The organism is Aeromonas sp. R5-3, assembly GCF_040908225.1.
Lineage (GTDB): Bacteria > Pseudomonadota > Gammaproteobacteria > Enterobacterales > Aeromonadaceae > Aeromonas > Aeromonas dhakensis.
In genome coordinates this window covers 332,851-354,450 of sequence record NZ_JBFODH010000019.1, presented here as the reverse complement: position 1 = coordinate 354,450, position 21,600 = coordinate 332,851, and the positions used below count along the sequence as shown (strand labels likewise).

17 protein-coding genes are annotated in these 21,600 nt (G+C 60.1%); 7 read left to right on the top strand and 10 right to left on the bottom strand.

Annotated features, from left to right (window positions below):
* Positions 1-45 precede the first annotated feature (45 nt).
* The 3 genes from AB5Y95_RS11300 to AB5Y95_RS11290 all read left to right on the top strand — a co-directional run bounded on the left by AB5Y95_RS11300 (position 46) and on the right by AB5Y95_RS11290 (position 5,022).
* Complete coding sequence (locus AB5Y95_RS11300) at positions 46-3,618, top strand: type I secretion C-terminal target domain-containing protein (protein WP_368161048.1); 3,573 nt, start codon at positions 46-48, stop codon at positions 3,616-3,618.
* Between the two features lie 86 nt (positions 3,619-3,704).
* Positions 3,705-4,262 carry a hypothetical protein gene (locus AB5Y95_RS11295; RefSeq protein WP_206220331.1) on the top strand — a complete coding sequence of 186 codons (558 nt, stop codon included), beginning with the start codon at positions 3,705-3,707 and terminating at the stop codon, positions 4,260-4,262.
* Positions 4,263-4,317: 55 nt separating this feature from the next.
* Positions 4,318-5,022 carry an SIMPL domain-containing protein gene (locus tag AB5Y95_RS11290; protein WP_017783052.1) on the top strand — a complete coding sequence of 235 codons (705 nt, stop codon included), beginning with the start codon at positions 4,318-4,320 and terminating at the stop codon, positions 5,020-5,022.
* 270 nt (positions 5,023-5,292) lie between these two features.
* Here the strand turns inward: AB5Y95_RS11290 and AB5Y95_RS11285 are convergent, their stop codons facing one another.
* Positions 5,293-6,669, bottom strand: coding sequence for an amino acid permease (locus AB5Y95_RS11285; protein WP_010633582.1), 1,377 nt, complete (start codon positions 6,667-6,669; stop codon positions 5,293-5,295).
* Positions 6,670-7,031: 362 nt separating this feature from the next.
* Here AB5Y95_RS11285 and AB5Y95_RS11280 point away from each other — a divergent pair, with 362 nt between their 5' ends.
* A complete protein-coding gene (locus AB5Y95_RS11280) occupies positions 7,032-7,319 on the top strand; it encodes a hypothetical protein (protein WP_368161046.1) in 288 nt (95 codons plus the stop codon).
* A 90-nt stretch (positions 7,320-7,409) separates the two neighbouring features.
* Here AB5Y95_RS11280 and AB5Y95_RS11275 read toward each other — a convergent pair whose 3' ends face one another.
* Positions 7,410-8,222, bottom strand: coding sequence for a pyruvate, water dikinase regulatory protein (locus tag AB5Y95_RS11275; protein ID WP_005302533.1), 813 nt, complete (start codon positions 8,220-8,222; stop codon positions 7,410-7,412).
* A 308-nt stretch (positions 8,223-8,530) separates the two neighbouring features.
* Here AB5Y95_RS11275 and ppsA point away from each other — a divergent pair, with 308 nt between their 5' ends.
* Together ppsA and AB5Y95_RS11265 are read left to right on the top strand one after the other, a co-directional pair.
* Positions 8,531-10,909 (top strand): phosphoenolpyruvate synthase, encoded by a 2,379-nt coding sequence (ppsA, locus tag AB5Y95_RS11270; RefSeq protein ID WP_368161045.1) that lies wholly within the window; start codon positions 8,531-8,533, stop codon positions 10,907-10,909.
* 300 nt (positions 10,910-11,209) lie between these two features.
* Positions 11,210-12,187, top strand: coding sequence for an AraC family transcriptional regulator (locus AB5Y95_RS11265; protein ID WP_211051876.1), 978 nt, complete (start codon positions 11,210-11,212; stop codon positions 12,185-12,187).
* A gap of 95 nt (positions 12,188-12,282) precedes the next feature.
* On the opposite strand, the gene AB5Y95_RS11260 is transcribed toward AB5Y95_RS11265, so the two are convergent.
* The 8 genes from AB5Y95_RS11260 to AB5Y95_RS11225 form a co-directional block, all read right to left on the bottom strand.
* Complete coding sequence (locus AB5Y95_RS11260; RefSeq protein ID WP_368161043.1) at positions 12,283-14,664, bottom strand: beta-glucosidase; 2,382 nt, start codon at positions 14,662-14,664, stop codon at positions 12,283-12,285.
* Between the two features lie 413 nt (positions 14,665-15,077).
* On the bottom strand, positions 15,078-15,536 hold the full coding sequence (locus AB5Y95_RS11255) for a hypothetical protein (RefSeq protein WP_017764168.1): 459 nt from the start codon (positions 15,534-15,536) through the stop codon (positions 15,078-15,080).
* A 17-nt stretch (positions 15,537-15,553) separates the two neighbouring features.
* A complete protein-coding gene (locus tag AB5Y95_RS11250; protein WP_368161041.1) occupies positions 15,554-17,428 on the bottom strand; it encodes a S8 family serine peptidase in 1,875 nt (624 codons plus the stop codon).
* A 469-nt stretch (positions 17,429-17,897) separates the two neighbouring features.
* Positions 17,898-18,437, bottom strand: coding sequence for an isochorismatase family protein (locus tag AB5Y95_RS11245; protein ID WP_368161039.1), 540 nt, complete (start codon positions 18,435-18,437; stop codon positions 17,898-17,900).
* A 15-nt stretch (positions 18,438-18,452) separates the two neighbouring features.
* Positions 18,453-18,827: a hypothetical protein gene (locus tag AB5Y95_RS11240; RefSeq protein WP_054544569.1), complete on the bottom strand. Its 375-nt coding sequence runs from the start codon at positions 18,825-18,827 to the stop codon at positions 18,453-18,455.
* A 248-nt stretch (positions 18,828-19,075) separates the two neighbouring features.
* Entirely contained in the window at positions 19,076-19,282 is a 207-nt protein-coding gene (locus tag AB5Y95_RS11235) for a hypothetical protein (RefSeq protein ID WP_081013134.1), read from the bottom strand.
* A gap of 11 nt (positions 19,283-19,293) precedes the next feature.
* The gene (locus AB5Y95_RS11230) at positions 19,294-19,887 is read right to left on the bottom strand and encodes a HEPN domain-containing protein (protein ID WP_019840461.1); all 594 of its coding nucleotides are present in this window, start codon (positions 19,885-19,887) and stop codon (positions 19,294-19,296) included.
* Positions 19,888-19,962: 75 nt separating this feature from the next.
* Positions 19,963-20,325 carry a VOC family protein gene (locus AB5Y95_RS11225; RefSeq protein ID WP_019840460.1) on the bottom strand — a complete coding sequence of 121 codons (363 nt, stop codon included), beginning with the start codon at positions 20,323-20,325 and terminating at the stop codon, positions 19,963-19,965.
* A gap of 442 nt (positions 20,326-20,767) precedes the next feature.
* On the opposite strand from AB5Y95_RS11225, the gene AB5Y95_RS11220 reads away from it, so the two are divergent.
* A complete protein-coding gene (locus AB5Y95_RS11220) occupies positions 20,768-21,598 on the top strand; it encodes a MetQ/NlpA family ABC transporter substrate-binding protein (RefSeq protein ID WP_017786700.1) in 831 nt (276 codons plus the stop codon).
* Positions 21,599-21,600: the final 2 nt, after the last annotated feature.

Here is a 21,600-nt window from a genome sequence, read left to right as displayed (position 1 = left end):
GCGGCGGTGCCGAACTATGGGGCGGACGGTGCGGGCACCACCACGGTGAGCGGCTACAGCCTGAGCGTGACCGACAGCAACAGCGGGCTGACCAGCAACGGGCTGGCCATCACCCTGACCAAGGTGGGCAACGACATCGTGGGCTCGACCACGGACGGGGAGGTATTCCGCATCAGCGTGGCGAGCAATGGCACGGTGACGCTGACGCAGTCGGCGGAGCTGGACCATCTGCCGGAGGACGTGGACAACAGCAACGACAACAACCTCATCAGCCTGGCCAATGGCAAGGTGCTGCTGAGTGCGACCGTGACGGTGGTGGATGGCGACAACGACACCGCGACCGGGACGGTGAGTGCGGACCTGGGCGGTAACATCAACTTTGAGGACGATGTGCCGACAGCCAAGGACAACAGCATCGTCATTACCGAGGCTGGGTTGCCGCCTTTCAATCTCGTCATGGTGATCGATACCTCGGGCAGCATGTTGTGGCAGATAGGTACGACGTCAAATGGCTCGCCAAACCGTCTGGAACTGGCCAAGGATGCCCTGAACCACATGATCGACTCGTATGTGGCGCTTGGGGTTCCATTGGTCATTACGGTCATTGATTTTGCCAGTGGTGCAGTCCTGATCCCGCAAACCAGTGATCCTGATGTGGCCAAGGCCAGCATTTCCGGTTTGCCGACGGATGGCGGTGGTACCAACTACAACGCCCCCCTGGTACTGGCGCAGAATCAACTGACAACGGATTTGGCAAACCCAGCCTTGGCCGGGTATGAAACCAAGGTCTATTTCCTGTCGGATGGCGCGCCCAATGAAGGCAATGTCCCCGCCGGATGGACCAGCTTTGTGAACAACAACAACGTTGAAGTTTACGCCGTTGGTCTGAACGTGAGCGGCAATGCCTCGGCGATCGCCCAGCTGGGACTGGTGGAGGACAACGGGGATGCGGTGACGCTGGTCAACAATATCTATGACCTGGATGCCACTTTGCAGGCGACTGTGCCGCCTCCTGCCACTGGCAATGTGATCACGGATGTGGATGCGACTGCCGGCGTGGACAGTGCTGGCGCGGATGCCCCCGCAACCGTGTTCGAGGTCAGCTTCACCGTCAGCAATCCGGCTGCGTATGTGGGGGTTGCCGACAGCATCAATGGCAATGTCGTGACCTTCCTGGTGCAAGGAGGAACAACGGGTCCCATGACTACGCCTCTGGGTGGCCAGTTGGTGGTCAATGCCGACGGCTCCTACTCCTACACACCGCCCAATGATGTAGCAGTGGATACGTTGGAGACCTTTACCTACACCATAGTGGATGCAGATGGTGACACCTCCAGCGCCTTGCTGAAGATACTGGTGCTGGATACCACACCGATCACGGCCTCCGTATTTGAGGATGGCTTGCCCACCGGCCTGCCCGGCAACGACCCGTCCCTGACTACCGTGGGCGGCTCACTGGCCCATATGGTGATTGACAGTGCCGGCGTCAGTTTCGGTGTTGGCAGCACAGCCGGCTTGCCGGCGTTGACCTCAGGTGGTGTGCCGATCACCTACAGCATCGTCCATGGTGTCGGGGTGGATACCCTGGTGGCCATGGCCGGCAGCAAACCGATCTTTACGCTGGCGGTGGAGGCGGATGGTGATTACACCTTCACCCTGCAGGGGCCGATAGATCATGCTCAGGCTGATGGCAATGATCTGGAACTGAAGGCGTTGAACCTCTCCAGCGCGATCACTGCCCATGAAGGACCGGACAATGTGACTCTGGTGCGGGATTTCATCGTGCAGGTTGAAGATGATGTGCCTCTTGTCATGACGCCCGCAATGGGAGTCATGCTGAACCAGTCCGGGCTTACTGAGACCTTCCTGCTGGATGGCGATGGCTCGCTGTTGAACAACTACGGGGCTGATGGTGGTTCGATCCGCTTTGACAGCAGTCTGAATGGCAGCAGTGGCCTGACCTCGGGTGGCTTGCCCATCACCTATGTCTTGTCGTCGGATGGTATCACCCTGACCGCTACAACGGCAGCCGGCACCGTGTTTATTGCCACCCTGCAACCTGCATCCGGGACTTATCAGATCCAGATGACTGGCGAAGTGGACGGCGGGCAAACCACCATCGACTTCAACGGAGGGGGTTACAACTTCGTTGGCGGCAATGCGTCCTGGGCCGGTTTTAATACGGCAGCGAATGACAACAGCAAGGATCTGCTGCTGACGGCGATGACCAATGGTGTGGATGGCGGTACCGTCAACACCTCTGCCAACACGGGGGGGATCAGTGGCGGTTCATCCGTCGGGTCGGGTGAGGCGATGCGGATAGACTTTGTCATCGATCTGACCGGCAACCCGGTCAGTGGTGGCTCCTACGGTGTTCTTGCCAACCAGACCCATGCCTTTGAGGCTCATTACGACGTGAATGGTGCTTCTGCGTTGTTTACGGCGATCAATAACAGCTCCAGTGTAAAACTGGTTGCCCGTCAGGATGTGGACAATGACAACGATATTGGCGATGGCAACAAGGAGTCGCTGACGGCCGTGGCAATCAGCTACAACGGTTCAACCAGGATCGTCAGTATCGGAGCCGGAATGACCCAGGTTGTCTCGGTGGGAGGCCACAGCTTCACGGTCAACTTTACCGATGACGACCCGACCGCTGGCGTGGCTTATGTCGCGACAGTTGCCGGGGTGATCTCCAATACCAAACTGGCGGCGTATACCGCAGATGGTTACAACAGCCTGGAGTTCCACTATGCCGCAGGGAGCGATTTCAAGATTGGCGACTTTGGCTCCAGCGTGGCGACCCCGGGTATCCCGGTCAACTTGCAGTTGCCGGTCACACTGACGGATGGCGATGGCGATGCCGTTCACAGCAACATCGGTCTGAGCCTGCTGCCGGATGCCCCCTTTACCGTGGACTACGAAGACTCCGCCAGCGCGGTGAATGTGACCCTGACCAGTACGCAAGGGCACGCCATCGGGTCCGACTTTGGAGACAGCATCACGGGCAACAGCCTGGACAACATCCTGTCGGGTGGTGATGGTGATGATCTGCTGTACGGGATGGGAGGCAAAGACACCCTGGTTGGCGGGTCGGGCAATGATGTGCTGGATGGTGGCAGCGGCAACGATACCCTTTATGGGGAATCCGGCAATGACACCCTGATCGGCGGAATTGGCAACGACATATTGCAAGGAGGAGATGGCAACGATCTGTTGATCGGTGGTCTGGGCAGCGACACCATGACGGGGGGCGCTGGCAGCGATACCTTCAAGTGGATTGCTGGCGATGCGGATGGCAGTACCGACACCATTACCGACTTCACGCTGGGCAACCCGTCCAACGGGGGGGATGTGCTGGATCTGTCGGATCTGCTGGTCGGTGTCCCCTCGGGGTTCAACAACAATGATCTGGCCACGGTGCTCAACAACTATCTGCAGTTCGACACCACGACCAACAAGCTGACCATAGACACGAACGGATCGGCGAGTGGCGGCTCTCAATTGACCGTCCAGTTCCAGGGCAACCTGGATCTGGATCAAAACGGAGGGCTCACAACCAACCACGACATCATCAAGCAACTGCTGGATGACGGCAACCTCAAGGTTGATCCGTAACCAGTGAACGGGGCCGGGCCATGCCTGGCCCCTGTTTTTTGACTGAGGGGGCGGCTAAGATAGCGGCAGTACAGGAGAGGGTCACCATGCAGTCATTTAATTGGATCGATATCGATGGCATTCGCTATAGCTGGGACGGGCAGGGCAGCATTACCTGTACCGGCCAGTTTGGCTATCACGCCACGATGGCGGGTGATCGGATTGATGCGCTGGATCTGGAGAGCGATGATGGCGAGGTGGCGGGTTCACTGAATGTGGACTTTGCTGCAGCAACAATTTCCTTCACGCCGGCCCAGGGTGAGCAGCCACCTCATATGATTGTGCTGGTTGGCCATGAGCAGGGGGAGCAGGAGTATACGCTGCAAAGTCTGAGCGATATCAGCCTGCAGGATCTGCTCGGTCATTCCGACAACATCGACTGCGCCCCTCTGACGGTGGATACCATGGCAGACCCGGTTACCCCGCTTGCCGGACACGTTCTGTCGTGGGACTCCTTCCACTTTGATGATGATGTGCTGCTCAGCTCCCGCAGTGCCTCCCCCGTAACGGCTGGCCACCCGGAGGCGGCTGGCAGTGAGATCAGCATTAATATCGACATGACCAATCAGGTACTGGATCAGATCCCGCCGTTGCACGATATATGAATCCCATTCGGCGACGGGCATAATGACCTCACTCCAATAGATTGAGGTCTTTTTTATGTGGCGTCCCCTTCTTACCCTGTCCGCTCTGGTGGTCAGTGCTCCCCTGTTTGCCATCGAAGTGCCGCAGGCTCCCCATCTGGTGGTGAGCGGCTATGCCGAGCAAAAAGCAGAGCCCGACATGCTGACCCTGAATGTCTCCGTGACAGCGCTGGAGAAGCAGGGCATCAAGGCCAAACAGCAGGTGGATGGCAAGGTCGCCGCCTTCTTTGGTCAGCTCGAAGGGCTGGGCATCAAGCGCACTGACGTTGAGGCGGGCAATCTGGTGATCTCTCCGGAGTATCAGTATCCGCAGAACAAGAAGCCGGAACTGGTGGGTTATCGTGCTCAGCGCCAGCTGGCGGTCAAGCTCTATCAACTCGACAAGCTGAGCGAGCTGATGGACACCGCGCTCAAGGCCGGGCTGGAGTCCGTTTCCCAGATTGAATACGGCCTAAAGACACCGCAAGCCATGAAAGAACAGGCTCGCCTCGGTGCGGTTGAGGATGCCAGAAGCAAGGCAGAGTCGCTGGCCAAGGCATTTGGCATGAAGCTCGGCAAGGTTTACAGCGTCGAATATCGCAACAATACCCCCATGCCGATCTACAGCCGGGCCCTCAAGGCTGCCGCCATGTCGCCCGCCGCCGACATGATGGAAAACAGCTATCAACAGCAGCAGATCAGCATTACCGACAACGTGGAAGCCGTCTTCCTGCTGGAATAATCCAGCGGCTTTCGCCCCTTGTCGTCTCCAAGCCCGAGCCCAGTGTCTCGGGCTTGTTGCTTTCAGGGAGAAGCCTTCTTGCTGACAGACTTTGTCGGGATGTGGCGGCCCGCGCTTGAGGCTGACCCTGGCCTTGGGCCATCGGCGTATGGTGTCATCTGCATAGGTGAAGAGGGGGGGGCCGATATGGATGTTGGTTCGCGGAGGGAGCGCCGGCTAGAAAAAAGCCGGTCAGTGACCGGCTTTTGAGGGGCGATGAAGTTGATGCCATCAGCCCAGGTTGGCCGCGACGCGAGCCTGGCGCTTCTGCTTGAACTGATAGCCGATAGCCAGCACTATGATCCAGACTGGGATGAGCAGTACCGAGATCTGGATGCCCGGGGTCAGGTACATGATGACCAGGATGCCGGCCATGAAGGCGAGGCAGAGGTAATTGCCGAACGGGTACCAGAACGCCTTGAACTTGGGAACCACGCCTTCGGCTTGCTTGCTCTTGCGAAACTTCAGGTGCGCCAGGCTTATCATGGCCCAGTTGATGACCAGGGCGGAGACTACCAGCGCCATCAACAGCTCGAACGCCTTGCCCGGCATCAGGTAGTTGATGAGTACGCACAGCAGGGTTGCCGCGGCAGAGACGGAGATGGCCACCACAGGCACACCGCTCTTGTTGGTCTTGAGCAGGCTGCGCGGGCCGTTGCCCTGCTTGGCCAGACCAAACAGCATGCGGCTGTTGCAGTAGACACAGCTGTTGTAAACCGACAGCGCTGCGGTCAGTACCACCATGTTGAGTACGGTGGCCACCAGATTGCTGTCCAGTGCGTGGAAGATCATGACGAAGGGACTGCCGCCTTCAACCACCTTGCCCCAGGGGTAGAGGGACATCAGCACGGCGAGGGCGCCGATGTAGAAGATGAGGATCCGGTAGATCACCTGATTGGTGGCCTTGGGGATGCTCTTCTCGGGATTGTCGGCCTCGGCGGCCGTGATGCCGACCAGCTCGAGCCCGCCGAACGAGAACATGATCACCGCCATCGCCATCACCAGACCGCTGATGCCGTTGGGGAAGAAGCCGCCTTGGGCCCACAGGTTGCTGACGCTGGCGTCCGGGCCGCCGTTGCCGCTGGCCAGCAGGTAGCCGCCAAAGCCAATCATGCCGATGATGGCCACCACCTTGATGATGGCGAACCAGAACTCCATCTCGCCAAACGCCTTGACGTTGGAGAGGTTGATGGCGTTGATCAGCACGAAGAAGAAGGCCGCCGACATCCAGGTCGGGATCTCGGGCCACCAGTACTGGACATAAATGCCCACCGCAGTCAGCTCGGCCATGCTCACCAGCACATAGAGCACCCAGTAGTTCCAGCCGGAGGCAAAACCGGCGAAGTCACCCCAGTATTTGTAGGCGAAGTGGCTGAAGGAGCCGGCTACCGGCTCTTCCACCACCATCTCGCCCAGCTGGCGCATGATCAGGAAGGCGATAAAACCGCCGATGGCATAGCCAAGCAGCACGGAGGGGCCCGCCATCTTGATGGTCTGGGCAATGCCGAGAAACAGGCCGGTGCCGATGGCGCCGCCCAGCGCGATGAGCTGGATATGGCGGTTTTTCAAACCGCGCTTCAGCTCCTCGCCGTTTTGTTGAAGATCCATTCTTCCTTCCTTACGTCTTCTGAAGTCATTCGTCTGTCATCTCGTCCGTCGGGTCACTCAATGTGACCGTGCACGGCAAAGCGTGCCTGAAACGTGACGAAATCCGTATTTATTTCGTTACAGCTGGTCGCTTTCTGTTTTTTATGGCGACTACCAACGGAAGCAGAATAGTGATAATCCATCGCGGATGCACCTGTTTTCCTCATCATTCGCTGGTTTTTTCGGCGAAAGGCAGGTTTTTAGGGAGCGATGAAGCTGGCAGGGAAGTGTTTGGTTGTATTGCGAGCAATCGAATGCTGCTCGGTTGACTCTTCTAGCATTTCCTGTTTTATGAAACCTCCCGTGCAACAAGGATGCGCTTCATGCAACGTATTATTGGCAGTTTGCTGGCCGTCGCGCTGTGGCTGACCGTGTGGCTTTCGCCCCTGCTGCTGACCATGGCGGCGGGATGCCTGCTGGTGTGGGCCGTACAGGGTGATGACTATCTGGTGATGCACCTGCGGGCTGTCTTGTTGATCGCCGGTGTCATCGGCCTGCTGCCGGCCCTCTGGCTGACTGAACGGGTACGGCGGCGTCACGGTGTGCTCAACTTCTACGCCATGCTGATGAACAACAGAGAGCTGAACCGCCCGGGCTCCCAGCCCCGTTGAGGTTCAGTCCACAAGCGCCGGATACAGATGTATCCGGCGCTTTTTTATGGTCGTTTGCCGTATCGCCAGCTTGCCGGCGCGCGGCGTTGCTCAATAAAGCTGACGGCGCAGGCCGGTGGCCTCGAGGATCTTGGCGCTGATCTCCTCCACCGAGTGGGAGCTGGTGTCGAGGAAGCGGATCGCCTCCTGGCGAAACAGCCGCTCGACGCAGGCCAGCTCCTGTTCGCACTGTTCCAGCGAGGAGTAGCGGCTGTTGGCGCGGCGCTGGTTGCGGATCTCGTGCAGTCGCTGGGGGGCGATGGTGAGGCCGAACAGCTTGTGGCGATTGGCCTTGAGGGCGGCCGGCAGATCCAGAACCCCCATGTCCTGCTCGATGAAGGGGTAGTTGGCGGCGCGAATGCCGAACTGCAGCGCCAGGTAGAGGCTGGTCGGCGTTTTGCCGCAGCGGGAGACCCCGATCAGGATGATGTCGGCCTCCTCATACTCCTTGGTGGTGATGCCATCGTCGTTGGCCAGCGCGAAGTTGACCGCCTCGATACGGTCGTCATAGAGCTTGCGGTTCTCCATGCCGTGGGTGCGGTGCAGCCTGGGCTCGGCCTTCACCCCGAGCTCGTGCTCCAGCGGGCTGACGAAGGTGTTGAGAAAGTCGTGGCTGCTGGCCTGGGCCTTGAGCACCTCCTCGCGCACCTGATGATCGACGATGGTGTGGAACAGAATGGGGCGAACCCCGGTCTGGCGGAACTGCTCGTCGATGCGCATCCGTACCTGGCGCGCCTTCTCCAGGGTTTCGACAAAGGGGATGGTGATCTGCTCGAAGGCCAGCGGAAACTGGCTCAACACGGCATGGCCGAACACTTCGGCTGTGATGGCGGTGCCGTCTGAAACATAGAATACGGTGTGCACTGGGGGCTCCTGTGAGGGGGTCGGCGAGCTGACTGGCAAGAAGTATCTCTCGAAACCATATCGTTTTTGTCAACCGGTCTGCCGTGCCCAAGTTGTGAAGTGGCTTGCAAACCTGAGTCGTTACCTTTTTGTGTTGGCATTGTAGAATGTCTGTGTCATTCGACCATCCCCAAATCTTGCTCGGGGATTTTTTTGACAATAAGTAGAAAACGTTTTCATGGTCGTTGGCAACAGTAGAAACAGACAATAACGCACATAAACTGGCGCACAAGGTGCCATGGCGGCACAGTGCCCACCAACCTGGAGACATGCAAGTGCAACAGTACGTACTCTGGTACGAGCAACTCGGAATGCAGGATGTAGAACGAGTTGGCGGCAAGAATGCATCCCTTGGCGAGATGATCAGCAACCTCTCTGGTGCCGGAGTTTCCGTGCCGGGCGGGTTTGCCACCACCGCCTTTGCGTTTAACGAGTTTCTGGAGTCAAGCGGCCTCAACGGCAAGATCCACGATCTGCTCGACAGCCTGGATGTGGACGACATCGCCGCCCTCAACCGGGCTGGCCAGCAGATCCGTGACTGGGTGATCGAGGCCCCGTTCCAGAGCGAGCTGGAGCAGGCGATCCGGGTTGCCTACGACCAGCTCAGCGGCGGGCTTGACGCTTCCTTTGCGGTGCGCTCCTCCGCCACTGCCGAGGACATGCCGGATGCCTCCTTTGCCGGCCAGCAGGAGACCTTCCTCAACGTGCGCGGCATCGACGCCGTCATGATTGCCGTCAAGCATGTGTTTGCTTCACTGTTCAACGATCGCGCCATCTCCTATCGGGTGCATCAGGGCTATGACCACAAGGGGGTCGCCCTGTCGGCCGGGGTACAGCGCATGGTGCGCTCGGATCTCGCCGCCTCCGGCGTCATGTTCACCCTGGATACCGAGTCGGGCTTCAACGACGTGGTGTTCATCACCGGTGCCCAGGGCCTTGGCGAGATGGTGGTGCAGGGGGCGGTCAACCCCGACGAGTTCTACGTGCACAAACCGACCCTCAAGGCAGGACGCCCGGCGGTGGTGCGCAAGACCCTCGGCTCCAAGCTCATCAAGATGACCTATTCCGGCGATGCCAGCCATGGCCGCCAGGTGCAGATCGTCGATACCGATGAGGCCGAGCGCAGCCGCTTCTGCATCACGGATGCCGAGGTGATGGAGCTGGCCAAGCAGGCCCTCATCATCGAGCAGCACTACGGCCGCCCGATGGACATCGAGTGGGCCAAGGATGGGCAGGATGGCAAGCTCTACATCGTCCAGGCGCGTCCGGAAACCGTGCGCAGCCGCCAGGAGGCCAACACCCTCGAGCGTTTTGCCCTCAAGCAAGCGGGCAAGGTGCTGATCGAGGGGCGCGCCATCGGCCACAAGATCGGCGCGGGCCCGGCGCGGGTCATCTCCTCCATCAGCCAGATGGACGAAGTGCAGCCCGGCGACGTGCTGGTCACCGACATGACCGACCCGGACTGGGAGCCCATCATGAAGCGGGCCTCCGCCATCGTCACCAACCGTGGCGGGCGTACCTGTCACGCCGCCATCATCGCCCGCGAACTGGGCATTCCGGCGGTGGTGGGTTGCGGTGATGCCACCAAGCGCATCGAACCGGGTCAACTCATTACCGTTTCCTGTGCGGAAGGGGATACCGGTTTCATCTACGACGGCGAACTCGACTTCGACGTGGCGGTGACCGAGGTGGGCAACATGCCGCGCCTGCCCATCAAGATCATGATGAACGTTGGCAACCCGGACAGGGCGTTCGACTTCGCCCAGCTGCCGAACGCCGGTGTCGGGCTGGCTCGCCTGGAGTTCATCATCAACCGGATGATCGGGGTGCACCCCAAGGCGCTGCTGGAGTTCGACAGCCAGAGCCCCGAGCTCAAGGCCACCATCGGCAAGATGATCGCCGGCTACGAGAGCCCGCGTGAGTTCTATGTCGCCAAGCTGACCGAGGGGATCGCCACCCTGGCCGCCGCCTTCTGGCCGGAGCGGGTGATCGTGCGGATGTCTGACTTCAAGTCCAACGAGTACGCCAACCTGGTGGGCGGCCGCGGCTACGAGCCTCATGAAGAGAACCCGATGATCGGTTTCCGTGGTGCGTCGCGCTACATCGCCGACAGCTTCCGTCCCTGTTTTGCCCTCGAGTGCGAGGCGATCAAGCGGGTGCGCGATGTCATGGGGCTGACCAACGTCGAGGTGATGATCCCCTTCGTGCGCACCGTGGGCGAGGCGGAGCAGGTGATCGACATCCTCGGTGAGAACGGTCTGCGCCGTGGCGAGCGGGGGCTCAAGGTGATCATGATGTGCGAGATCCCGAGCAACGCCCTGCTGGCAGACAAGTTCCTCGAGCACGTGGACGGCTTCTCCATCGGCTCCAACGACATGACCCAGCTGACGCTTGGACTGGACAGGGACTCGGGCCTTATCGCCCACCTGTTCGACGAGCGCAACGAGGCGGTCAAAGCGCTGCTGGCGATGGCCATTGCCGCCGCCCGCAAGGCGGGCAAGTACGTGGGGATCTGCGGCCAGGGGCCGTCCGATCACCCGGACTTCGCCGCCTGGCTGGTCGAGCAGGGCATAGATTCTGTGTCCCTCAACCCGGATACCGTGGTCGACACCTGGCTCTATCTGGCCGAGCAGCACAAGGCGAGCTGACGCAGGCTGCACTGCCCCCATCAAAATGGCGCCCACGGGCGCCATTTTTCATGACCGAACCTGACGCAACTGGTCCGATATGACGGCCAGATGTGCCCAAAATGGCGCGCTGGCGCGTGCTTTTACACTCCGTTACATCTGCTCGCTTTGCAACCGCCCCATAATGGTCCCGCCAGCCCGCAGCACGGGGTGGCAGGCCTGCCGGCAGTGGCGGGCCGGGGGAGCACGAGCAGTTTCCTGTCAGCACGGAGGCCAGGACGGCAGATGTCACAGAGCGTATCAAACCAGGTGATCAGACGAATGCTGGGAGCCTGCCAGCAGCAGGGGGGCGATCCCGATGCCATTCTGATGGCGGGCGGCCTCACGTCGTTCGACATCGAGCGGGAACAGGGCCGGCTACCGGCCCACAGCCACTACCGGATGCTGCAACTGATGCAGCCCTATCTGGCCAGTTTTCACGAAACCATCCTCTCCTACGACATCGGCCAGCTCTACCAGCACTATCCGCCGCTCATCAGCCTGTGCCTGAATCAGCCCTCGCCGCGGGCGGCGCTCGAGGTGCTGCTGGCCTATCGTCCCATCATCGGCAGTTGTGACGAGCTGCGGGTGCGGCGGGGTGCGCAGGCCAGCCAATACCTGTATGTCAATCAGGGGCCTGCCAGCCTGGGGGCGAGTCAGGCCATCCCCAACTTCATCATCCTCTACCGGATTTTGCGGGTCTATCTGGCGGATCCCCGGGTCTCGGTGGGTTTCACGGGACTGCCGCCACCACGCCATCAACTGCTGGACCAGTTCTTTGGAGCCCGCTGCCGCTGGGAGCAGGGGGAAAACACCCTGACCATAGACAACGCCCAACTCGACTGCCCCAGCCACTGCTACAACGAGCCGCTGGGGCATCTGCAACTGGCCCAGCTGGCGCAGATCTGCGCCGACATCGCCGAGCGGGCCCCCTTTGCCTGTCTGGTGGGGGAGCGGATCCGCCACAAGATCCGGGAAGGGGAGCTGGAGAGCGACGAGAGCCTGCTCAAGGAGGTGTGCGCGGCCATGAATGTCAGCCGCTGGACCCTCAATCGCAAATTGCAGGGGGAGGGGAGCAGCTTCTCCACCCTGCTGAGGGACGCGAGGGTGAGCGAAGCCTGCCGCTTGCTGGGTGAGGGGGATCAACCGCTGCAGGACATCAGCGATCGGGTCGGCTTCTCGTCCCAGAGCGCCTTCAATCGCTTTTTCAAGGCCAACACCCGAATGACGCCGCTGGCCTATCGCAACGCCCGCCAATAAGAACGGGACCGGTGCAAGGCCGGTCCCGTGGTCAGGTTTCTGCTGGGCAACAGTCAGGCACGGCCGGGCTGGGTGCCCGGCCGTGCCTGCCCCTGTTAGCGAGTGACGGTGGTGACGCTGGCGGGATCCACCCCGGCCGGCAGTGCCAGAGCCCCTGGCGTGGTGTTGCTCACCACTATCTCCTTGCTCACCGTGAAGCTGACCGGCGTGCTGGCAAAGACATCCGACGAGGGGCTGATGTAGGCGCTGTAGCGACCCGGCTCCACGATCCACTGGTTGCTGGCTTCATCGAAGCTGGCAAGGATGCTGGCCGGAATGGTGAAGCTCAGCTGTTCGCTGGCCCCCGGTGCCAGCTGCGCCGTCTTGGCAAAGGCCTTGAGCTCGATGAGCGGTTTCTTCAGCTTGACCTCGGGGGCGCTCACATAGACCTGGGCCGCCTCCTTGCCTGCCACGGCGCCGGTGTTGGTGATGGTGGCGGTCAGCACCAGGTTACCGGCGCTGCCGTCCGCCAGGGTATTGCTGGCGATAGCGGGGCTGGTGTAGCTGAAGCTGGTGTAGGAGAGACCGAAGCCGAACGGGTAGGAGACCGCCTGCTCGAAGGTGCTGTAGTAGCGATAGCCCACGTAGATCCCCTCGTTGTAGTAGAGATCGTCCGGTTCGCCATCTCCGTCGGTGTCCTCACCCGGGAAGGTGCCGGCGGAGGGCACGCTGGCGTAGCTGTGCGGGAAGCTCTGGGCCAGCTTGCCGCTCGGGTTGACCGCGCCGGAGAGCACGTCCGCCACCGCATGGCCGGTCTCCTGGCCGGCCATGTAGGCCAGCAGGATGCCATCCACCTTGTCGCCCCATTGGGCGGTGTCGATGACGCCGTTGACGTTGAGCACCACCACCACCTTCTTGCCCTGGGTGTGGAAGGCGCTGCTCACCGCGTCGATGAGGGCACGTTCGTCATCACCGAGCAGATAGTCTCCCTTGCCGCTGCTGCGATCCGCCCCTTCCCCGGCCTGGCGGCCGATGCTGATGACGGCGGCTTGCTGGGTGGCGGCCGCATTGGCGATCAGGGCTGCCAGCTCGCCGCTAATCGGCGCCTCGGCGCAGGTGTAGTAGCCTTTGGCGCCAAATTGCCCCTCGTGATAGACCTTGTTGTTCTCGTAAAAATCGCGGTAGTAGCTCTGCAACGCCTCGTTGACCGGGAAGCGTGCTGCCAGTCCCTGCGCGATGGTGGCGGTGCTGGCGGCGTTCACATCCCCGCTGCCGGTGCCGCCCTTGTAGGTGTTGATCTGGTTGATGCCAAAACTGGCCAGGCTGCTGCTTGTAGCCAACGGCAAGGCCGCGGCCTCGTTGCGCAGCAGCACCATGCTCTCGGCGCCGGCCTGACGGGCCAGTTTGGAGTGGGCGGTCAGATCCGGGCTGTTGCTGATGGCCAGCTGGTTGTAGGAGGGGCTCTTCATCACCTGGGTCAGGATGTGGATGGCGGCCTCGTTCACCTTGGCCTCGTCGAGATCGCCCTGCTCGATGGATTGCTGCAACTGCTCCTTGACGTTGCCCGGCTCGATCAAATCTTGTCCCGCCAGCACCTGCTTGTAGGCGTTGTTGGCCACATCTCCGGCAAACCAGTCGGACATCACCAGGCCGTCGAACTTCCACTCGCCGCGCAGCAGGTCGGTTACCGCATCCCTGCGCTCGTTGACATAGGTGCCGTTGACCTTGTTGTAGGAGGTCATCACCGCCCAGGGCTGGGCCTCGTCTACCGCTATCTGGAAGCCGCGCAGATAGATCTCGCGGAAGGTTCTCGGTTCGCCGATGTCGTTGATCTGGTTGCGGTTGGTCTCGGAGTTGTTGCCGAAGTAGTGCTTGATGGTGGTGCCCACCCCGTTGCTCTCCACCCCGTTGACCATGGCAGCGCCGATTTTGCCGGTGAGCAGGGGATCTTCCGAGTAGTACTCGAAGTTGCGGCCATTGAGCGGGTTGCGCTGGATGTTCATGCCCGGGGCCAGCAGGATGTCGACCCCGTACTGGCGCACCTCGTCCCCCATGGCTTCGCCGACGGCCTTGACCAGCTTGACGTCCCAGCTGGAGGCGAGCAGCGAGCCGATGGGCCAGGCGGTAGCGTAGTAGCTGGCGCTGTCACCGTCGCGGTTGGCGTTGATCCGCACCCCGGCCGGCCCGTCCGCCAGTTTGAGGGCCGGAATGTCGATGCCGTCCGCGCTGCGCAGCACGCCGTTGATGTAACCCGCCACGCCGGGCACGTCCTGTTTGACGTTGATGGCGCCGTTGGCACTGCCGTAACCGGGGCCGGAGAGCAGGTCCAGCTTCTCGCTCAGGGTCAGCCTGGCCACCATGGCCTCGGCCTGGCCGCGGTAATAGGCATCGTCCTTGATCAGGGGATCCGAGTCATTCTGGTTGCAACCGACCAGCAGGCCGGCCAGCGCCAGGCTGACACCCAGTGAAACCGCTTTCAATTTTGTGGTGATAGACATGAAGACGTCCTCGTAACTGTCTGAATAAAAATAAAAAGGAGATATCGACACCGGGCGTAAGGCATCCGCCCGGGCTGGACCGCTCTGCTGGCGGCTGCCATTGGATATCGCAAGGAAGGCCGAACGGGCCCGTGGGCCGGCGTTTGGCTGCAGGCAGGTTAACAAGCTGGGCGATGGCCGCCTTGCCCCGGGGGAGCGAGAAATGTGCCGGCGGGAGCAAGGGTGCCGAGTTGTGAGCAAGGTCGCATCGAAAGACGGCGTCAAGCCAAGGGTGGCAAGAGGGGAAAAGGGCAGGGGAGATGGGAAAAACGAGTGGCCTGATGGCCAATGACGCTGGCCGCGGGCAATACGCGAGGGGGCCGGCGGCCCCCTCGAAGATAAGCCAAAACGTCCGAGCAGTGGCCCGGAGCGGTTTACTTGGGCCGTTTGAGGGCCCCGGCGAGCTCAATCTGCACCTTGACCCCCTCCTGCTTGAGCGCCGTGGCGACGGCGTTCAGGTCGGTGCCAGGCTTGGCCTCCAGCAGGGCGATGCCGCCGCTGCTCTGCTTGAAGCGCAGGCCGTGCCGGCTGGCCAACGCGCTGGCCTGGTTGTCATCGGCTTCCACCAGCAGGGTGCCGCTGGCGGTGAGCTCAGGGCTGGCTACCCCTTGCAGCAGCACGTCGCCGCTGCGCAGGGTTTGCCGGGGCGCCTTGCCGTCTGCGCTGCGGGCGACCCGCTGCTTGCTGCCGTTGTCCGGGGTGAGGTAGGTCTGACCGTTCACCTCTATGGTGCGGTACTGCTTGCCGTCGATCACCACCGATTCATCGGCGGCGTGCACGCCGGCCGAGGCCAGGAGGCCGGCCAGAGCCAGGCCGAGTAAGCTGTGTTTCATCTTGAGACTCCTTGTGATCATGAGCGGGCGGCATCGTGGCCGATCACCCGCAGGGACCAGTTGAGCAGTTGACCCGGCTGGCTGTTGTTGCGCTCGGTCAGGGTGCTGCGGCGGTTGGTGTTGAGGTCAACCAGAGTCAGCTGGCGGCTGCTGTTGGAGACGTCGGTCACCTCCAGTCGCCACTCGCCCTGGGCCGCTTCGCCATAAAATTTGTGGGAGAGCATGCGCATGTCGCGCAGCCCCTTGGTGCGCACATAACCCAGCTGCTGCCGGTCGAGGGATTGCCCCACCAGGCTGTTGTTGGGGTTGAGCAGCACGCTGCGGGTACCGGAGGGGGAGACCAGCTCGATCAGCAGGTCGGGCAGGCGCTGATGATCCAGGCTCACCGTGACCTGGACCGCTTCCACGGTCAAGGCCTGCGCCACCTGGGTGCTGGAGCGGGTGGCACTGCTGCCCACATCCGCGATGCTCCCTTCACTGCGCGGCACAGTCACCTTCTGAGCCGGCAACTGTACCAGCTGCGGCAGCGGGGTGTGGTTGGCGGCGGCGGCCAGGGTCTTGTTCACGTCGATGAGACCAAAGCCATAGGTGGGGCTGTACCAGAGGCCGGCGGCGTTGCGCTCCCACCCTTCCAGGCCGGTGACCTGGCGGGGTTGACCGTTGGCGGCGGTATAGCTGACCTGAACCGGCTGCTGGCCGGCATCGATGCGGGTGGCGTTGCGGGCCAGCAGATCGCGCAGATCCCGCACCGACAGATCCGGGTAGGCGGACATCAGCAGCGCCATGGCGCCCGAGGTGTTGGGGGTGGCCGACGAGGTGCCGTTCATCACGCCGTTGTAGTCACAGGTGGCATCCAGCTGCGGGTTGTTGTGCAGCCGGTTGGTGCTGGGATCGTCGGTGCGGTTGTAGCCCATGTCGCAGCCGGGCAGATCCGTGGTCACCATGGCCGGCGCATCGGTACCGTACTCCCCGCCGGGGGCGCTCAGGAAGACGTTGCTGCCGACGCTGGAGTAGGAGGAACGCACTCCATCGGCGTTGATGGCGCTCACCACCAGGTTCCAGAAGTTGCTGTTGGAGGGGTCTATGTTGCTGTTCTCGAACGGCAGCTTGGGCAGGACGCCAGTACGGCTGAACATGTAGTCGCCCGCGGCGATGCGGTTGAAGCCGTTGCCTGCCGCCTTGATATAGGCCGCGCCCTGCGCCTGCTGGGTCTGCTGCTCGAACAGGCGATCGAGCTGTACCTGATCCAGCCCGCTGGCGCTTTGCGGATCCACCAGACTCATGCCGTAGCTCTGGTTGAAGACCCGGTTGTCGGCGGTGGCGGGGCTGCCGCCCAGCGCATAGAGCCAGTCTTTCTGCAGCTGCTTGCTGCGCTCGTCCAGCAGGTTGAACCCCTGCAGCTGGACGCGAGGGGCCACCCCCAGGGTGCCGATGCGGTTGTCGACCGCCCCGATCAGGCCGGAGACCGAGGTGCCATGGGCACTGTCTGGATCGGTCGGGGTGGGGTCGCTGCTGCCGGTCACCACGTTCTTCGAGCCGGGGCGTACGTTGTCGGCCAGGTCCGGGTGGGCGATGGCCAGGCCGTCATCCACCACGGCCACGTTGATGCCCTGACCCTGCACGCCGGTACGGTGTGCCCACCAGAGGTTGAGGTCGTTGCCTGCCACGCCGCCGCGGGGGCTGAAGGCATTCTGGCCGCTGTTGAGCAGGTGCCACTGCTGATCCTGCAGCGGGTTGATGCCGGGCAGGCAGCGCTCGGCACTGCTGCGGCCGGTATCGAGGCCGATTTCCTTGCCGGTCAATGGGGTGCAACTCTCACTCGCCTGAACTGAAGCGATGGGCAGGGCCGAGAGCAGGGCCGAGATTGCCAACGCTAACGATGTTTTTCTCATTAATAAACTCCATCTTATATCGCACCGTCCTGGGTGCGACTGGCATCTATACATGGGAAAAACAGAGTCAAAAAGCACTCATTTTCATTCTGAGATAAGGCTCAAAGAAATCTCACAACAAATAATCGACAGACCATGTGGGGGTTCCTGTGAATCCTTTTCTGTGCTGTATTGAGAACTTTTCTCAGTTTGATGCTATTGATATTTATCTTTTTATATCAATTGATTAGTAACCGTTTGTTAACGTCTGACGGGCCGTTACCGGTGTGAGAGAGGCGGGGCAGATCTGCGCAGGATGGGGGAAATCTTCGCGCTGGCGGGAGCGCCGCTGCGATGAAAACAGGGGGCACTGCAGGCAAGCCACACGGCGCCAATGGCGCCGGGTGGGATGACGTAGCTGGCCGGCAGGGGAGGCTATTTGATCAGCGGCAGCAATATGATACGAAACGCCGGATGGCTGGCAGGAGGGCTATTTGATCAACGCCAGAATGGATCGAAATGCCGGATGGCGGCAATCGCCCAGCAGCTCGTAGAGGCACATCTCCATCGAGGTGAGTTCGGCCCCGTGCGCCGCCAGCTTGTGGATGGCGAGCTCCCGGTTGGCGGCGCTGCGCGATGACACCGCATCCACCACCAGCGACACCTGGCTGCCCGCGTCCAGCAGCCCCAGCACCGTCTGGTAGACGCAGATATGGGCCTCGATGCCGCACACCAGCCAGTGGCTGACGCCCTGGCGGGCGAGGGCGTCGGCCAGCGCCGGTTCCCCCAGGGCGCCGAAGCTGTGCTTGGCCAGCACCAGATCGCCTGCCTGCATCAACTGCAGCTCGGGCACGGTGGCCCCAAGCTTGTCCGGGTTCTGCTCCAGCCAGACAACCGGCAGGCCCAATAGACGGGCCCCCGCCACCAGTCTGGCGGTATTGGCGATGAGGGCATCGCTCCCCAGGACCAGACGGGCCAGTTTGCCCTGAATATCGACGACCAGCAGGCCGGTGTTCGTGGTGGTCAGCATGGATACTCTCCCGGATCAGAGTGAGACAGTGGCACCGAGTGGGCGGGCGAGGGAGGCGCGCGACTGGTTCCACAGATAGATGAGGGTCAGCGCGATGACGGTACCGATCGGAAAGGCGAACAACTGCAGGGCGACGAAGCACCAGAAGACCACCTTGAAGGCGGTCACCTGTTCGGTGAGCCCGCGATAAGCCACATAGTTGAAGGCGAGCACAAACAGGGCGATGGCGGTTGCCAGGCCAAGACTGAGACTCTGCGACGGCGCCATGTCAGCCGGGTGGAGCGGACTGACCGTGACTACGGCCCAGGCGACGAAGGCGATCATGGCCAGGGAGAACAGAGTGGCAAGGATAAAGATGGCCTTGGCGAGCAGATGTTGTTTGGGGGTCATGAATACTCCTTGAATAGGGGGTGGTCGTGCTCCCTGCTGGTGAGTTAGCGAACCCTCCATGTCGTTCGCGACTGACAAGGTGACGTATAAAATATGAGTCACGGCACTGTGTCGATAAGGCATAAACCTACCGGCAGGGACGGAGCAGGTCAAAAATAAAGTAATTCAAATTGTAAATGTTGTGACAGTTAAACGATGGGCCGTCAATTGAAGCACTCAATATCGGCCCGCTAACAAGAGGTTGTTCATTAACCAAAGCGGCGATTAAACGCTTCTTTGCTAATTTTTCTTTCCATCTGTGAATTGCATTTAGGGCAAAGAGTCTGCTTCTTTCCACTGATGGTCCATTTATAATATGTCTTTTTTATAGACTGGCCACAGATACTGCAAGATGATGGCTTTCCAAAAATGGCACCTATCACGACAAAAATAATTAATGCAACTAACCACTCCATTTATTTGCTCCTCAATCAGGTTGAAAGCTGGTTTTGGCGTTCAAAACTGCAGCGTGGTGCAGATCAATCTTCTCATTTATATAACAGTCGGTAGACTTGACCAGGTCTCTGATAAATCTGATTACTTTTTCCAGCTCGTCCCGTTTTATAAGATGGGGAACCGGTACACCCGTGCTGATAGGCTTTGAACGATGTGCAGCTTCACCACGTTTTTTAATCCATTGATTGAGTGTTGAGCGCGCTTTATCTGGCTCATAGTTCGACCAGCGCCACCCCTCTGTGACATCAAACCCAAGATAATCCATAAATATTTTTTTCGTTTTATCTGAGGTTGGATTATGAAATGACTTTAAATCTGTATGTAGTTTCTTCAGGATAAAATCACCCAAGTAACTGCCCTGTACTATGGCTAGCTTTTTATGCATTTCCTCAATCAACCGATCTTCCACATAAGTTTCCCAAGCAGTAAGCGCCATTACCAGCCCCGCGCGTTTTAAAACTTCACTGCTGGGTGGTGGCGGATTGGCATTGATGCCGTCGAAATGAGCTAACAGCTCTTCGGCATCTTTAATTGAATACTCAAATCCTTGAATCGCTTTTGACATATTCCTTGTCCCTATTTATAACGTTATCTTCTGGTTAAGCTATTTAGGTCTGCTCAATATAGATATTTATAATAATTAAGTGTGTACCACCGCCTCTATATTATTCCCATCCGGGTCAAGCAAAAATGCAGCGTAATAATCAGGGGAATAGTGAACGCGAGGTCCTGGTTGTCCGTTACAGCGAAAGCCCGCTTGAATGCCTGCCAAGTGAAAAGCATCGACTTGTGCTGATGTCGTGGCGCTGAAGGCAAGATGGCAGGGGGTATGTCGGTCGAATTTCTCGATCAAAAAGCTCACCTTGTCACGACCGATCAGACCAAAACCGGCAGCGGCGTCATCTGCCCACTTGAGTTCCATGTGCAGTGGGCGGAGCACGGTTTGGTAGAAGCGCTTGCAGTCGTCAAAATGCATTGTCTTGATTTCAACGTGATCGATCACGGCAACTCCTTGGCTGGCTGAATAAAACTATCTCCTCTGTTAACTGCGAGCATGAGGGTCTGGTGATCGCATCGTCGCCACCTCCCCTGGATGGGGCCTCCAGTATGTATTTATTCCGTGGGTTGAGCCTGACAAAGCGAACCTGGCACCCTGACGCAAAATGGTACCGAATGACCACAATAAGTCACTTGAGGCCGGCTTGGGGAGGGGGTCAAGCAATAACTGTGTGGTTTATCAAATATTTCTTGTTTGGGTACCCAGCAAGGTTGAAAGCCGGGGTTAGCAAGCATCCGGCAAACCTTGCCCGGTTTTGTTGCTTGGCGAAGAGAAACGGCTCTGTTATGGTGTACTTAATTAGCCGTTTGGATGGCTAGATGGTTGTGGTGATTCAAGCACGACTCTGCCATCGAGTCAGCCGTTGAGATCTTTACAGGGAGTTTTTATGCAGCGTCGTTCCTTCTTTGCTCTTTCCGCCCTGGCCCTGCTGGCCGGAACCCTGCCATTGGCCGCGCTGGCCGCCGATCCGGCCAAACAGGCGATCGTCATCGGCACCACTGTGGGGGATTTTGCCGACATGGTGACCGACTCCATCAAGCCGCAGCTCGAAGCCAAGGGTTATCAGGTCAAACTGGTGGAGTTCACCGACTATGTGACCCCCAATATCGCGCTGGCCGACGGCTCGCTCGATGTGAACTGCTTCCAGCACAAGCCCTATCTGGAGAGCTTTGCCAAGGATCGGGGGCTGTCGCTTGCCCCCATCACCCAGGTGCCGACCGGCCCCATGGGGCTCTATGCCGGCAAGCTGGGAGATCTGAAGGCGGTGCAGAAGGGGAGCACGGTGGCCATACCGAATGACCCCACCAATCAGGCGCGGGCGCTGCTGATGCTGCAGGATCTGGGCTGGTTGACCCTCAAGGAGGGGATCAACCCGCTCAAGGCGAGCGAGTTCGACGTGGTGCAAAACCCGCACAACCTCAAGCTGGTGCTGCTGGAGGCGGCCCAGCTGCCCCGCTCGCGCGAAGACGTGGACTTCTCGGTCATCAACGGCAATTTTGCCGCCTCAAGCGGCATTCCTTTCAGTTCCGGGTTGTTCCTTGAGCGCAGCTACGACTTCATCAACTGGGTGGTGGTAAAAAGTGCCGATGCGGACAAGCCCTTCGCCAAAGATGTGGCAGAGGCCTACAACTCGGCCGCCTTCAAGGCCTATGCCGCCAAGCGCTTCGTCGGCTACAAGTACCCGCAGGGGTGGCAGGGCGCGAGCGCCAGCAACTGAGC

Coding starts and splice junctions, on each gene's coding strand:
- AB5Y95_RS11280 (WP_368161046.1), top strand. CDS start 7,032: ATGCAACGTATTATTGGCAGTTTGCTGGCCGTCGCGCTGTGGCTGACC.
- AB5Y95_RS11235 (WP_081013134.1), bottom strand. CDS start 19,282: ATGGAGTGGTTAGTTGCATTAATTATTTTTGTCGTGATAGGTGCCATT.
- AB5Y95_RS11240 (WP_054544569.1), bottom strand. CDS start 18,827: ATGACCCCCAAACAACATCTGCTCGCCAAGGCCATCTTTATCCTTGCC.
- AB5Y95_RS11230 (WP_019840461.1), bottom strand. CDS start 19,887: ATGTCAAAAGCGATTCAAGGATTTGAGTATTCAATTAAAGATGCCGAA.
- AB5Y95_RS11250 (WP_368161041.1), bottom strand. CDS start 17,428: ATGAGAAAAACATCGTTAGCGTTGGCAATCTCGGCCCTGCTCTCGGCC.
- AB5Y95_RS11290 (WP_017783052.1), top strand. CDS start 4,318: ATGTGGCGTCCCCTTCTTACCCTGTCCGCTCTGGTGGTCAGTGCTCCC.
- AB5Y95_RS11260 (WP_368161043.1), bottom strand. CDS start 14,664: ATGTCTATCACCACAAAATTGAAAGCGGTTTCACTGGGTGTCAGCCTG.
- ppsA (WP_368161045.1), top strand. CDS start 8,531: ATGCAAGTGCAACAGTACGTACTCTGGTACGAGCAACTCGGAATGCAG.
- AB5Y95_RS11220 (WP_017786700.1), top strand. CDS start 20,768: ATGCAGCGTCGTTCCTTCTTTGCTCTTTCCGCCCTGGCCCTGCTGGCC.
- AB5Y95_RS11285 (WP_010633582.1), bottom strand. CDS start 6,669: ATGGATCTTCAACAAAACGGCGAGGAGCTGAAGCGCGGTTTGAAAAAC.
- AB5Y95_RS11265 (WP_211051876.1), top strand. CDS start 11,210: ATGCTGGGAGCCTGCCAGCAGCAGGGGGGCGATCCCGATGCCATTCTG.
- AB5Y95_RS11295 (WP_206220331.1), top strand. CDS start 3,705: ATGCAGTCATTTAATTGGATCGATATCGATGGCATTCGCTATAGCTGG.
- AB5Y95_RS11245 (WP_368161039.1), bottom strand. CDS start 18,437: ATGCTGACCACCACGAACACCGGCCTGCTGGTCGTCGATATTCAGGGC.
- AB5Y95_RS11255 (WP_017764168.1), bottom strand. CDS start 15,536: ATGAAACACAGCTTACTCGGCCTGGCTCTGGCCGGCCTCCTGGCCTCG.